The following is a 12,800-nucleotide window of genomic DNA, read 5'->3' as shown; positions in this document are numbered from 1 at the left end:
GACCAGCTCGGTTCATGGTCGCGGCGCGGGATTGACCAGGCAGCTGGCGCGCTTCTGCTGGAACACGTGATCCAGACAGGCCTGGTTGCAGGCGATGCAGGTGTTGATCGCCTCCGGCTTGCCGGCGCGGGCCTTGGCCGGCCATTGCGGATCGGCCAGCAGCGGCCGCGCCAGCGACACCATGTCGGCACCACCGCCGGCGAGGATGCCTTCGGCCACGTCCGGCATGTTGATACGGTTGGTGGCGATCAGCGGAATGCCCACGTGTGGCTTGAGCTTGGCGGTGACGCCGGCAAACGCGGCGCGCGGTACCGAGGTGGCGATGGTCGGGATGCGCGCCTCGTGCCAGCCGATACCGGAGTTGATCAGGGTCGCGCCAGCCGCTTCGATCGCCTTGGCCTGCTGCACGATCTCTTCCCAGTTGCTGCCGTCCTCGACCAGGTCCACCAGCGACAGCCGGTAGATGATGATGAAGTCCGGGCCGCAGGCCTCACGGATGCGACGCACGATCTCCACCGCAAAGCGCATGCGCTTGGTCGCGTCACCGCCCCAGACATCGCTGCGGCCGTTGGTGCGCGGGGCGATGAACTCGTTGATCAGATAGCCTTCCGAGCCCATCACCTCCACGCCGTCATAGCCCGCCTCGCGCGCGTACTTCGCAGCACGGGCGTAGTCGGCGATATGCCGTTCCACGCCACCGGACGACAGCGCGCGCGGCGTGAACGGATTGATCGGAGCCTTCAGTTTCGACGGTGCCACCTGCAACGGGTGGTAGCCGTAGCGGCCGGCATGCAGCAGCTGCAGGCAGATCTTCGCGCCATGCGTATGCACCGCCGTGGTCACCTGGCGGTGGCGGCCCACTTCCCATCGCCACGACAGCTTGCTGCCGAACGGCGCCAGCCAGCCCACCACATTCGGCGCGAACCCGCCGGTCACCAGCAGCGCCGCGCCACCGGCCGCGCGCTCGCCGAAATAGGCAGCCAGCTTGGGAAAATCGCGGGCATGGTCCTCCAGTCCGGTGTGCATCGAGCCCATCAGGATGCGGTTGCGCAGCCGGGTGAAGCCCAGGTCCAGAGGGGTGAACAGGTGTGGATAGGCGGTGTCGGTGGCGGGCGTCATGTGGGATACGCTTGCGTATGGAATGTGCCCATTCTTACTGCCAATCGGCCTGTTTCTCAATCGTTGCCAGCGCCGGGCGGCGTGGTGTGGTCAACGACCGTGGCATCTCCGGAAGAGTTTGCGCCGCCGGTGGGGCGGCCTCCGTACGCTCTGTCGATGGCGGGCAGGTGCTGACGCGGTTCGCATGGCTGTACGCCCCCGCGCGCATGCCGCTGCCACGGGAAGTACCGAAGCTGCCGGGTTGGCAGGGGCGGGCAGCCCGCAGGCACAAGGACCATTACCGGTACAGCCACCGCTGCCACGACACGCCATATGGCGGGGCAGGTGGCGCTGCGGGAAAGGGCATCTATGCCAGCCGGTGCTGGCCACACAGAGGCTGGGCCACGGACCTCATCGGGCCAGCGGGAGGTCGAGCGGGCGCCGTTGCCGGTCGAACAGCGGCAACGTGAGCCCGCACAGCGGGCCGATCAGCAACGCGAAGACCAGCGTGCCCCAGCCGATATTCCCGCCCAGCCATCCGCCGATGAGCAGCGCGGTGGCCTCAATCAGTGTGCGCACCTGCCAGATCGCCCGGCCGGTACGTGCGTGCAGGCCGGTCATCAGGCCGTCGCGGGGGCCGGGGCCGAAACGCGCTCCTATATAGAGACCGGTGGCGGTGGCCATCAGCACCAGCCCGGCGGCAAACACCAGCAGTTGCCACCCCAGTCCGTTCACGGTTGGCAGCACGGTCAATCCGAGTTGCGCGCTGGGGCCGATCATCAGCACGTTCAGCAGTGTGCCCAACCCGGGCTTCTGTCGCAGCGGCCACCACATCAGCAGTACAGCGGCGCCGATCAGATTGGTGGCCAGGCCGAACGACAGACCGCTGCGGACGGCAATGCCCTGGCCCAGTACATCCCACGGCGCAATACCGAGGTTGGCGCGGATCATCAGCGCCGACGCGATGCCGAACAGGAACAGCCCCAGCAACAGCTGCAGCAGGCGCTTGGTGAACGTCAGGGTGGGCATCGGATGACAGACGTGAGCGGCCCGCATTGCCGCGGGCCGGGTAAGGGCGACATGCACCGCCGTCGGGCCGGCGCATGCGGTGGTGGCGGTTCAGGGGCGCGGGATCAGTCCCAGCCCTCCAGGGCCAGTTTGCCGATGGTGCGGCCCGATTCCAGCAGCGCATGTGCCTCGCGCAGATTGGCCGCGGTGATCGGCCCCAGGCGCCGGGTCAAGGTCGTGCGCAACTCGCCGGCATCGATCAGGCTGGCCGCACGGGTGAGAATGCGGTGCTGCTCGACCATGTCGGCGGTGCGGAAGCGGGCGCGCGCGAACATGAATTCCCAGTGGATGCCGATGCACTTGGCCTTGTAGGGATCGCCGATGTGCAGCTCCCCCTTGGGTTCGACCACCAGGCCGACGTGACCTTGCGGCGCCAGCAACTGGCCGAGCTGTTGCCAGTAGTGGTCGGTGTCGGCCAGGTTGAGCGCGGCATCCACCTGTGCAATGCCCAGCGCCTGCAACTGCGGCGCCAACGGCTGGCGATGGTCGATCACATGATCGGCTCCCATCTGCCGGCACCAGCTGCGGGTTTCCTCGCGCGAGGCGGTGGCGATGACGGTGAAGCCGGCATGGCGGCCCAGCTGGATCGCCATCGAGCCGACACCACCGGCCCCACCGATGACCAGCAAGCTGCGGCCGCAATGGCGCTTGCCATCGAGCTGGAACGGCATGCGCTGGAACAGCAGCTCCCACGCGGTCAGTGTGGTCAGCGGCAGCGCGGCGGCTTCGGCGAAATCCAGCGTGGCGGGTTTGCGCCCGATCAGGCGCTCGTCCACCAGCTGCAGCTGGGCGTTGCAGCCCGGGCGGGTGACATCGCCGGCGTAGTAGACCTCGTCACCCGCTTCAAACGCGGTCGCCTCCGGTCCCACGGCCACCACAATGCCGGCCGCGTCGAACCCCAGCACCTTTGGCTGACGTTCTTCGCCGGGCCTGGGCGCGCGCAGCTTGGTATCGACGGGGTTGACCGAAACCGCCTGCACACTGACCAGCACATCCTGGCCTTGGGGAGCGCCCGGATCAGGCAGATCGACATCTTCCAGCGAGGCGGGATCGACGATGGGGAGATAGCGGCTCAGGCCAACAGCTTTCATGCGGAAAAGTTCCGTCGCAGTGGGGGCAGGGACATGATACGCAGTGGACTGTTCAGCTGCCGCTTACGCAGGTATTCGACACTGAATTTCAAGGGCTTGCATGGCAAAAGGACCCTGCGCTGCAGCAATTGGCCGGGAGCCTTGCCAAGGCTCGATCTTGCGGGGTTTGACGAAGCTGTATACGGTGCGCTCAGCCGGAAGCGTACGGACTGGATGGCCGTGCAAATTGTTACGCAGCCGTTAACATCGTCTTCACGGCCCTGCGAATACTGTTTATCGCGATGGCGTGCGGAAACGGCCGTCTCTGAACGCGACGAATGAAATCGCTGTGCTGGACCATGCCTCTACCGGTTTCATACCCCCGAAACACAAGGAGTTGTATTCATGAATAAGAAGATTCTTACCGCCGCACTGCTGGGTGGTCTTGCATTCGCCCAGGCCGCTTCGGCCCAGGAATTCGATGATCGCTGGTACCTGACCGGTGCTGCTGGTTTCAACTTCCAGGACAACGACCGTGGCACCAACGATGCTCCGTTCGCAACCCTGGGTCTGGGCAAGTTCATCAGCCCGAACTGGTCGCTGGACGGTGAGCTGAACTACCAGAACCCGAACTTCGACAACAACCAGGATCTGAACTGGTCGCAGTACGGCGTTTCGCTGGACCTGCGTCGCCACTTCATCCAGGACGGCCGTGGCTGGAACCCGTACCTGCTGGCAGGTCTGGGCTACCAGAAGTCGGAAGAAGAATATGTGATCAACTCGGTCGACTCGCCGGCCCAGCGCAAGGACGGCAACCTGGCTGCCAAGGTCGGTGTGGGTCTGCAGACCACGTTTGAAAAGCGCGTCGCCGTGCGTGCCGAGTTGGCCTACCGCGCCGACTTCGACGACCAGAGCGTTGCTACCGCCGCAGCTGGCGACCAGCAGGATTGGTTCGGCGACGTGCTGGCTTCGGTCGGCGTCGTGATCCCGCTGGGGCCGGCTCCGGTCGCCGCAGTTGCTCCGGCTCCGGCTCCGGTCGCGCCGAGCTGCGCTGACCTGGACGACGACGGTGACGGCGTCAACAACTGCGACGACAAGTGCCCGACCTCGCAGCCTGGCCAGACCATTGGTCCGGACGGTTGCCCGGTGCCGGTGTCGATCGATCTGAAGGGCGTGAACTTCGACTTCGACAAGGCCACCCTGCGTCCGGACGCTGTTGCGATCCTGGGCGAAGCCGCCGAGATCCTGAAGCGTTACCCGGATCTGCGTGTTGAAGTGGCCGGTCACACCGACTCGAAGGGCACCGACGCGTACAACCAGAAGCTGTCGGAGCGTCGCGCTGCGGCGGTGTACGACTACCTGAAGGACAACGGTGTTGACACCTCGCGTATGGTCGGCCCGATCGGCTACGGCGAGAGCCGCCCGATTGCTCCGAACACCAACCCGGATGGTTCGGACAATCCGGAAGGTCGCGCCAAGAACCGTCGCACCGAGCTGAACGTCCAGAACTGATCGGACGCTACAGTTGAGACACAACAAGGCCCGGCATTGCCGGGCCTTGTTTTTTGTTTTGGCGGGACTTTTTCACCCCTGACTTGGCGGGGGTGTGCGGCCGGCCACAGAACCGCCGGCAGAAGACGGTTGAAAGCACCCCGGTGCCTGCCTACACTCGCGACGTTCTCTTGTTCGAATGGAAGTCACCATGTTGCGTATCGCACTGGCCGGTGTGCTGGGTCTGGTTCTTGTTCCCGCCGCGCACGCCGCTGTCGATTGTTCGGCCAGCGCGGTGATGCCCGCGCCGCTGGCGGCGACGGTAGTCGCACCGGTGGCCTCGGAGCTGTACGCCCGCCAGGGGCAGCTGGGGATGCCCTCGGGGGTGCTCAGTTCCGGCTCCAGCGAGGGGCAGTCGCTGGACCAGGTGCTGATGCGCCTGCGGGTGGAAAGCTGCAACAACGTGGCCAGCGCGATACCGGCGCGCCCGGCGATCAACGCCAATGATCCGGCGGCGTACAAGCCGCAGACCGAGTTCGACAACACCCCGTGGCGTTTTGACATGAGCCAGAATGGCAAGCGCATGACCGCCGAGGAGTTCGATGCGTGGATGAAGGCGCGTGGCGTGCGCGTGGTTAAGGCCCGTCCGGCTGCGGCGGAGGGTGCTGCGCCGGCCCAACCGGCAACCGAGGCCAAGTAAGGCGGCGGGAGCTCCTTCGCAATCACAGATGGCCTCCCGCAAGCACCCCCATAACTACAATGCCCGCCCTGGCAACAGGAGCGGGCATTTTGTTTCCGGCGCGTCACCGATCAGGCCGGTGGCCAACGCCGGGGGGCGTCACGGGCTGGCGCGGGTGCTGTCCAAGGCCGGTTTGTGTTCGCGCAGCGAGGCGGCGCGACGGGTTCAGGACGGCCGGGTCAGCGTGGATGGACGGGTCATCCGTGATCCGGAATTTCCCATCATCCAGGGCGTTCACCGGATTGTGGCCGATGGGCAGCCGTTGACGGCAGCACGGCGGCTCTACCTGGCGCTGAACAAGCCGCGTGGGCTGGTCACCACGGTGAAGGACGAGCAGGGCAGGCAGACGGTCTATCGCTGCTTCGACGGGGCGGGATTGCCGTGGCTGGCGCCGGCCGGGCGATTGGACAAGGCGAGCGAGGGCCTCCTCCTCTTCAGCAATGACCCGGAGTGGGCGGCGCGGTTGACCGACCCACTCACTGGACCGCTGAAAACCTATCGGGTACAGATCGATGGGATTCCGGATGCGGACCAGTTGGCAAGGATGCATCATGGCGTCGATGACGCCGGCGAACATCTGGCAGCCCAAAGCGCCAGGCTGTTGCGCCAGAACGGGCGTACCGCCTGGTTGGAAATAGTGTTGGACGAAGGGCGCAACCGCCATATCCGGCGCCTGCTGCAGGTTCTTGGGTGGGAAGTGTTGCGGCTGGTGCGCGTGGCGATCGGCCCGGTCCAGCTCGGAGAGCTGGCAAAAGGGCAATGGCGCGAGCTGGCCGCAGAAGAGCTCAAGGCGCTGGCCGGCGGCAAGGGCCTGGCCAAGCAAGACGATTTTGTATCGGGTTCAAATAATTCAGTCGAATAGCTGGAGTTGTTGCAGGGGTTGATTAGACTGATCCCCTGTTTCCGAGGTCATGGTCATGCACTCTTCCGCTCGCGTTTCCGCCATTGCCGTGTTGATGGCGTCTGTGGCATTTCTGGCCGGGTGCGCGTCCTCCGGCAAGCCGGCAGCCAAGGCCGAGGACAAGCCGGTCACGGTGACGGTGGATGCACCGGTGGCGCAGAAAGATGCGCAGGGCAATTACCGCTTCCTGATGCAGCAGGGCGAGAAGCGCATGAGCGCCGACCAGTTCGACGCGTGGATGAAGGCCAACGGTATCCGCGTGGCCAAGGGCGCGCCGGCGCCGGTGCCGGAAACGGCCAAGCCGGCCAAGCGCGGCAAGAACTGAGCCGCTTGCAACAGATACGAAAAAGGCGCCGGTGACGGCGCCTTTTCTGTTTCTACCCAGGCGGTGATCAGCTTGATCACGCCCAGCTCCAGGCCGATCCGGGTGAACGCGTCGATCGCGCGGTCCAGATGTTCACGGCTGTGCGCGGCGCTGATCTGGGTGCGGATGCGGGCCTGCCCCTTGGGCACCACCGGGAAGAAGAAGCCGATCGCATAGATGCCTTCTTCCAGCAGGCGCTCGGCGAATTTCTGTGCCAGCGGTGCGTCGTACAGCATCACCGGGCTGATCGGATGCACACCGGGCTTCACGTCGAAACCGGCGGCGGTCATCTTCTCGCGGAAATAGGCGGTGTTCTCGCGCAAGGTGGCGCGCAGGTCGTCGGCGGCGGCCAGCATCTCGAACGCCTTGATCCCGGCGGCGACCACATGCGGCGGCAGCGAGTTGGAGAACAGGTAGGGGCGCGAGCGCTGGCGCAGCAGTTCGATCACCTCGGCGCTGGCGCAGGTGAAGCCGCCCAATGCGCCGCCCATGGCCTTGCCCAGGGTGCCGGTGATGATGTCGATCTTCTCCAGCACGCCCTTGACCTCGGCCGAGCCGCGGCCGGTGGCGCCGAGGAAGCCGGTGGCATGGCATTCGTCGATATGCACCAGCGCGTTGTACTTCTTGGCCAGCGCGGTGATTTCATCGAGCGGGGCGATGAAGCCGTCCATCGAGAACACGCCGTCGGTGGTGATCAGCTTGGTCTTGCAGCCGGCCGCGTCGGCGGCCTGCAACTGCGCTTCCAGATCGGCCATGTCGCAGTTGGCGTAGCGGAAGCGCTTGGCCTTGCACAGGCGAACGCCGTCGATGATCGAGGCATGGTTCAGGCTGTCGGAAATGACCGCGTCGTTCTCGCCCAGCAGCGGTTCGAACAGACCGCCGTTGGCGTCGAAGCAGGCGGCGTAGAGGATGGTGTCGTCCTTGCCGAAGAACTCGGCGATCTGCTTTTCCAGCTGCTTGTGCAGGTCCTGGGTGCCGCAGATGAAACGCACCGAGGCCATGCCGAAGCCATGGCTGTCCAGCGCGTCCTTGGCGGCCTGGATCAGGTCCGGGTGGTCGGCCAGACCCAGGTAGTTGTTGGCGCAGAAATTCAGCACCGTGCGGCCGTCGTCCAGGGAGATTTCGGCTGACTGCGGGCTGGTGATGATGCGTTCGGACTTGAACAGGCCCTGCGCGCGGATCGCGTCCAGTTCCTCGGCGTAATGCCGGGTGAGCGGGGAATCGGTCTGGAGAGAAGTCATGGCAGGGCCGTACAAGCAGCTAAGGAATGGCCGATTTTAGCCGTCCGCCACCTTCGGCGCTGGCGTCATGCGCAAAGGCTATAAGCGGCGGGGCCGAAGTCATTTCTCCGCTCCGGTGTGCGCCTGCAGCATCGGCTGCCCACTCCCGGAAATAGTCCGCCGATGACCGCGTACCGTCCCCGATCCACAGCGCCGACCAGGAAGCGGTTGTCCCTCGGCCTGGCCGTGGCGGCGTGCGGGGCGTGGTCATCGGCCCCAGCGCAGACGCTGACGGTGGAACAGCTGCAGCAGCGTCTGGAACGGCTGGAACGTCTGGCCGGTGTCGCTGGCGGCGCCGAGGGTATCGTCCTGACCGATCTGGACCAGCGCCTGCGCATTCTCGAGCGCCGTCTGGGACTGCAGGAGGAAGAGCGCGAGGCCGCAGCCAGGGCTGCGCCGAGGATCGCCATCGACCAGAAGGGTGCGGCGTTCAAGTCCGGTGACGGCAACTACGAGCTGAAGCTGCGCGGCCTGTTGCAGGGCGATGCGCGGGTGTTCCTCGGCGACAGCAGCCAGAACGACACCTTCCTGCTGCGCACCGCACGGCCGACGCTGGAGGGCTCGCTGGGCCAGCGGGGGGCCTACCGTTTCACCCCGGAGTTCGCCGGCGACAGCACCAGCATCGTCGATGCCTATGCCGACCTGCGCTTCGATCCGGCCTACACGCTGCGGGTGGGCAAGTTCACCTCGCCGGTCGGTCTGGAGCGGCTGCAGTCCTCGGCCGCGCTGGTGGATGTGGAGCGCGCGCTGGCCAGCGAACTGGCGCCCAACCGCGATCTGGGCGTGCAGCTGCAGGGCGAAGTGGCCACGGGCAGGTTCAGCTATGCGCTGGGCGTGTTCAACGGTGCGGTCGATGGCCGCGACGCGATCGCCAGCAATCCGGATGATGACTTCGAATATGCCGGCCGCGTGTTCTTCGAGCCGTTCAAGGGCGGTGACAGCGGCTGGGCGGGTCTGGGCTTTGGCATCGGCGCCAGCACCGGCGAAAAGCATGGCAGCGGCAACAACTTCCTGCCGCGTTATCGCATCCCGGGCCAGGCCACGTTCTTCGCCTACCGCGGCTCGGTGATCGCCGCCGGTGAACACCGCCGCTGGTCGCCACAGGGCTGGTTCTACCGAAACGGGCTGGGCCTGCAGGCCGAGTACATCGCCTCGCGGCAGGCGGTAGCACGCGACGCACGTCGCAAGGAACTGGAGCACCACGCCTGGCAGGCCACCGCCAGCTATGTGCTCACCGGTGAGGAGGCCGGCTACCGCGGAGTGACGCCGTCACGGCCGTTGGGCGTCAATGGCGGGCTGGGCGCGTTGGAACTCACCGCGCGCTACGGCGAACTGCGGATCGATGACGCGGCATTCCCGCTCTACGCCGATCCGGCGGTCTCGGCCGCGCGGATCCAGTCCTGGACGCTGGGCGCGAACTGGTACCTCACCGCCAACCTGAAGCTGGCCACCAACTACCTGCACAGCCGTTTCGATGCGGTTGCCGGTGGCGCGACGTTGCCTGATGAAAAAGCCGTTTTCTCGCGCCTGCAAGTTTCCTTATGACGGAGAGCCCCATGAAGCATTTTTTCGTTTCCCGCATCGTCAGCGCGGCACTGGCCTTCGGCCTGGCCGTGTCCGCCGGCCATGTGTTCGCGCGCGATGTGCAGCTGCTCAACGTTTCCTACGACCCCACCCGCGAGCTGTACCGTGATTACAACGCCGCCTTTGCCAGGCACTGGAAGCAAACCCGGGGCGACACCGTCACGGTCGAAACCTCGCACGGTGGCTCGGGCAAGCAGGCGCGGGCGGTGATCGATGGCATCGAGGCCGACGTGGTGACGCTGGCGCTGGCCTACGACGTGGACGCGATCGCGCAGAAATCCGGGCTGATTCCCGCCAACTGGGAGTCGCGTCTGCCGGAAAACAGCGCGCCTTATACCTCGACGATTGTCTTCCTGGTGCGCAAGGGCAACCCCAAGGGCATCCGCGACTGGCCGGATCTGCTGCGCAGCGGCGTGTCGGTGGTGACGCCCAACCCGAAGACCTCCGGCGGCGCGCGCTGGAATTACCTGGCGGCTTGGGCCTATGGCGACCACATTTTCAAGGGTGACCGCGCCAAGGTGCTGAACTACATGCGTGCGCTGTTCCGCAACGTGCCGGTGCTCGATACCGGCGCGCGCGGGGCGACCACCACCTTCGTCCAGCGCGGCATCGGCGATGTGCTGCTGGCCTGGGAGAACGAGGCCTTCCTGGCGCAGGAAGAGCTGGGTCCGGACAAGTTCGAGATCGTGGTGCCGAAGCTGTCGATCCTGGCCGAGCCGTCGGTGGCGCTGGTGGACCGCAACGTCGACCGTCACGGTACCCGCGAGGTTGCGCAGGCCTACCTGCAGTACCTGTATTCGCCGGAGGGGCAGCGCATCGCCGCCCGCCACTACTACCGGCCGCGCCATCCCGAGCAGGCCGACCGTGCCGACATCGCACGCCTCCCGCCGGTGCAACGGGTGACCATCCAGCAGGCATTCGGCTCATGGGCCAAGGCCCAGTCCGAACACTTCGCCGACGGTGGTGTGTTCGACCAGATCCAGGCGGGCAAGTAAGAACGTGAGCGCCGTGTTGCAGACAACGGCCGCAGTGCCGCGACGCCGCCCCCGGGTGCTTCCGGGGTTTGGTTTGAGCATGGGCATCACCCTGACCTGGCTGGGCCTGATCGTGCTGCTGCCACTGCTGGGCGTGTTCGCCAAGGCCGCCGGACTGGGGCCTGCGGGCATCTGGCAGATCTGGAGCGAGCCGCGGGTGCTGGCGGCGCTGCGGCTGAGTTTCGGCACCGCCTTCGCCGCCGCCGCCTTCAACACGCTGATGGGCACATGGGTGGCATGGGTGTTCGTGCGCTACCGCTTTCCGGGCCGGCGCCTGTTCGATGCGGTGATCGACCTGCCGTTCGCGCTGCCCACCGCCGTGGCCGGCATCGCGTTGACCGCGCTGTACGGCGGCAACGGCTGGCTCGGGCAATGGCTGGAGCCGCTCGGGATCAAGGTCGCCTACACGCCGCTGGGCATCGTGGTGGCGCTGGTGTTCGTCGGCCTGCCGTTCGTGGTGCGGATCGTGCAGCCGGTGCTGGCCGAGGCCGAGCGCGAACTGGAAGAGGCCTCCGCCACGCTGGGCGCCAGCCGCCTGCAGACCCTCATGCGGGTGGTGCTGCCGGCGCTGTGGCCGGCGATGCTGACCGGGTTCGCACTGGCCTTCGCCCGTGGCGTGGGCGAATACGGCTCGGTGATCTTCATCGCCGGCAATCTGCCGCACGTCACCGAAATCGCGCCGCTGCTGATCACCATCCGTCTGGAGGAGTTTGACTACGCCGGTGCCACCGCCATTGCCGCGGCGATGCTGCTGCTGTCCTTCGCGGTGCTGCTGGGAGTCAACACCCTGCAGGCGCGGCTGCAGCGGCGGGGGGCACGATGAGCGGATTGAGCATCGTCTCGGCGCAGGCGCTGCCCGTCACACCGGCCGGCCCCATCGCGCGCACGCCTAGCGTCATCACCGAGCCTCGCTGGGTGCAGGGGTTGCTGATCCTCGGCGCGCTGGGCTTTCTGCTGTCCTTCCTGTTGCTGCCGCTGGTGCTGGTGTTCGCCGAGGCGCTACGCGGCGGCGTGCTGGCGTTCTGGAACGCGCTCAGTGATCCGGATGCGGTAGCGGCGCTGGGCCTGACGCTGACCGTGACCGCGATCGTGGTGCCGCTGAATCTGCTGTTCGGCGTGGCGGCGGCGTGGGCGGTGAGCAAGCACCCGTTCCCCGGCAAGCGCTGGCTGGTGACGCTGATCGACCTGCCGTTCTCGGTTTCGCCGGTGGTGGCCGGGCTGGTGTTCATCCTGCTGTTCGGTCGCGACGGCTGGCTGTGGCCGCTGATCGAGGACGGCCTGCGCCTGCATCTGCCGGTGTTGGGCGAGGTGCTGCTGCAGCTGCCGCGCATTGTCTTCGCCATTCCCGGCATCGTGCTGGCCACCACCTTCGTCACGTTCCCGTTCATCGCGCGCGAGCTGATGCCGCTGATGGAGCAGCAGGGCCATGACGAGGAGCTGGCCGCGCTGACGCTGGGGGCGAGCAGCTGGCAGATGTTCTGGAAGGTGACCCTGCCCAACATCCGCTGGGGCCTGCTGTACGGCGTGCTGTTGTGCAGTGCGCGGGCGATGGGCGAATTCGGCGCGGTGTCGGTGGTGTCCGGACATATCCGCGGGCGCACCAACACGCTGCCGCTGCACGTGGAGATTCTCTACAACGAATACGCCTACAGCGCGGCCTTCGCCTGCGCCTCGCTGCTGGCGGCCAGCGCGTTGCTGACGCTGGTGGTCAAGACTTTCCTGGAGTGGCGCCACGGCGAATCGCTGGCCGCTCTCCATCGCCGCTGAGGACCGCATGAGCATACGCATACAACACCTGGGCAAGCGCTTTGGCAGCTTCACCGCGCTGGAGGATGTGAGCCTGGATATCCGCCAGGGCGAGCTGCTGGCGCTGCTCGGCCCCTCCGGCTCGGGCAAGACCACGTTGCTGCGGGCCATCGCCGGGCTGGAACATGCCGACAGCGGCCGCATCCTGTTCGATGGCGAAGACGCCACCGCGCTGAGCGTGCAGGCACGTCGCGCCGGCTTCGTGTTCCAGCACTACGCGCTGTTCAAACATCGGGATGTGCGCGGCAACATCGCCTTCGGCCTGGAGGTGCGCCGCGGCGCCGGGCGCTGGCCCAAGGCGCGCATCGATGCGCGGGTGCAGGAACTGCTGTCGCTGGTGCAGCTGGACGGGTTGGGCGGGCGCT

Annotated in this window: 11 protein-coding genes and 2 pseudogenes; 9 read left to right on the top strand and 4 right to left on the bottom strand. The window is 66.4% G+C overall.

The window, feature by feature from the left end; genetic code table 11:
* Positions 1 to 27: 27 nt before the first annotated feature.
* From JCM9942_RS04650 to JCM9942_RS04640, 3 genes and pseudogenes are all read right to left on the bottom strand, one after another.
* A pseudogene (locus JCM9942_RS04650) lies at positions 28 to 1,119 on the bottom strand (2,4-dienoyl-CoA reductase FMN-binding domain-containing protein); the annotation flags it as partial.
* 390 nt (positions 1,120 to 1,509) lie between these two features.
* Positions 1,510 to 2,127, bottom strand: coding sequence for a membrane protein YczE (yczE, locus tag JCM9942_RS04645; RefSeq protein WP_054657992.1), 618 nt, complete (start codon positions 2,125 to 2,127; stop codon positions 1,510 to 1,512).
* A gap of 104 nt (positions 2,128 to 2,231) precedes the next feature.
* Positions 2,232 to 3,257, bottom strand: a complete 1,026-nt coding sequence (locus JCM9942_RS04640) for a zinc-binding alcohol dehydrogenase family protein (RefSeq protein ID WP_054657990.1) — start codon at positions 3,255 to 3,257, stop codon at positions 2,232 to 2,234.
* 384 nt (positions 3,258 to 3,641) lie between these two features.
* On the opposite strand from JCM9942_RS04640, the gene JCM9942_RS04635 reads away from it, so the two are divergent.
* The 4 genes from JCM9942_RS04635 to JCM9942_RS18120 all read left to right on the top strand — a co-directional run bounded on the left by JCM9942_RS04635 (position 3,642) and on the right by JCM9942_RS18120 (position 6,692).
* Positions 3,642 to 4,748 carry an OmpA family protein gene (locus JCM9942_RS04635; protein WP_054657988.1) on the top strand — a complete coding sequence of 369 codons (1,107 nt, stop codon included), beginning with the start codon at positions 3,642 to 3,644 and terminating at the stop codon, positions 4,746 to 4,748.
* A 190-nt stretch (positions 4,749 to 4,938) separates the two neighbouring features.
* Positions 4,939 to 5,427 (top strand): hypothetical protein, encoded by a 489-nt coding sequence (locus tag JCM9942_RS04630; RefSeq protein WP_054657986.1) that lies wholly within the window; start codon positions 4,939 to 4,941, stop codon positions 5,425 to 5,427.
* A gap of 28 nt (positions 5,428 to 5,455) precedes the next feature.
* On the top strand, positions 5,456 to 6,328 hold the full coding sequence (locus JCM9942_RS04625) for a pseudouridine synthase (RefSeq protein ID WP_083468411.1): 873 nt from the start codon (positions 5,456 to 5,458) through the stop codon (positions 6,326 to 6,328).
* A gap of 55 nt (positions 6,329 to 6,383) precedes the next feature.
* Positions 6,384 to 6,692 carry a hypothetical protein gene (locus JCM9942_RS18120; protein ID WP_145974278.1) on the top strand — a complete coding sequence of 103 codons (309 nt, stop codon included), beginning with the start codon at positions 6,384 to 6,386 and terminating at the stop codon, positions 6,690 to 6,692.
* A 71-nt stretch (positions 6,693 to 6,763) separates the two neighbouring features.
* On the opposite strand, the pseudogene kbl reads toward JCM9942_RS18120, so the two are convergent.
* Positions 6,764 to 7,972, bottom strand: a pseudogene (kbl, locus tag JCM9942_RS04615) (glycine C-acetyltransferase); the annotation flags it as partial.
* 207 nt (positions 7,973 to 8,179) lie between these two features.
* Here kbl and JCM9942_RS04610 point away from each other — a divergent pair.
* The 5 genes from JCM9942_RS04610 to JCM9942_RS04590 form a co-directional block, all read left to right on the top strand.
* A complete protein-coding gene (locus tag JCM9942_RS04610; RefSeq protein ID WP_241772676.1) occupies positions 8,180 to 9,556 on the top strand; it encodes an OprO/OprP family phosphate-selective porin in 1,377 nt (458 codons plus the stop codon).
* 11 nt (positions 9,557 to 9,567) lie between these two features.
* A complete protein-coding gene (locus JCM9942_RS04605; RefSeq protein ID WP_083468410.1) occupies positions 9,568 to 10,590 on the top strand; it encodes a sulfate ABC transporter substrate-binding protein in 1,023 nt (340 codons plus the stop codon).
* A 13-nt stretch (positions 10,591 to 10,603) separates the two neighbouring features.
* Positions 10,604 to 11,452: a sulfate ABC transporter permease subunit CysT gene (gene cysT / locus JCM9942_RS04600; protein WP_054657994.1), complete on the top strand. Its 849-nt coding sequence runs from the start codon at positions 10,604 to 10,606 to the stop codon at positions 11,450 to 11,452.
* The gene (gene cysW / locus JCM9942_RS04595; protein ID WP_054657978.1) at positions 11,449 to 12,396 is read left to right on the top strand and encodes a sulfate ABC transporter permease subunit CysW; all 948 of its coding nucleotides are present in this window, start codon (positions 11,449 to 11,451) and stop codon (positions 12,394 to 12,396) included. Before cysT ends, cysW begins: the two co-directional genes overlap by 4 nt.
* Positions 12,397 to 12,403: 7 nt before the next feature.
* Positions 12,404 to 12,800 (top strand): sulfate/molybdate ABC transporter ATP-binding protein (locus tag JCM9942_RS04590; RefSeq protein ID WP_157722767.1); only part of this gene is annotated, 397 nt, incomplete at its 3' end.

The organism is Stenotrophomonas pictorum JCM 9942 (assembly GCF_001310775.1).
In the GTDB taxonomy this organism is placed as follows: Bacteria; Pseudomonadota; Gammaproteobacteria; order Xanthomonadales; family Xanthomonadaceae; genus Stenotrophomonas; species Stenotrophomonas pictorum.
The sequence above is the reverse complement of the archived record's forward strand: the minus strand, read 5'-3'. Positions and strand labels throughout refer to the sequence as shown.

What these genes read in the sequence shown, in the direction of transcription:
- yczE (WP_054657992.1), bottom strand. Translation starts at nt 2,127, where the DNA reads ATGCCCACCCTGACGTTCACCAAGCGCCTGCTGCAGCTGTTGCTGGGG.
- JCM9942_RS04640 (WP_054657990.1), bottom strand. Translation starts at nt 3,257, where the DNA reads ATGAAAGCTGTTGGCCTGAGCCGCTATCTCCCCATCGTCGATCCCGCC.
- JCM9942_RS04635 (WP_054657988.1), top strand. Translation starts at nt 3,642, where the DNA reads ATGAATAAGAAGATTCTTACCGCCGCACTGCTGGGTGGTCTTGCATTC.
- JCM9942_RS04630 (WP_054657986.1), top strand. Translation starts at nt 4,939, where the DNA reads ATGTTGCGTATCGCACTGGCCGGTGTGCTGGGTCTGGTTCTTGTTCCC.
- JCM9942_RS04625 (WP_083468411.1), top strand. Translation starts at nt 5,456, where the DNA reads ATGGCCTCCCGCAAGCACCCCCATAACTACAATGCCCGCCCTGGCAAC.
- JCM9942_RS18120 (WP_145974278.1), top strand. Translation starts at nt 6,384, where the DNA reads ATGCACTCTTCCGCTCGCGTTTCCGCCATTGCCGTGTTGATGGCGTCT.
- JCM9942_RS04605 (WP_083468410.1), top strand. Translation starts at nt 9,568, where the DNA reads ATGAAGCATTTTTTCGTTTCCCGCATCGTCAGCGCGGCACTGGCCTTC.
- cysW (WP_054657978.1), top strand. Translation starts at nt 11,449, where the DNA reads ATGAGCGGATTGAGCATCGTCTCGGCGCAGGCGCTGCCCGTCACACCG.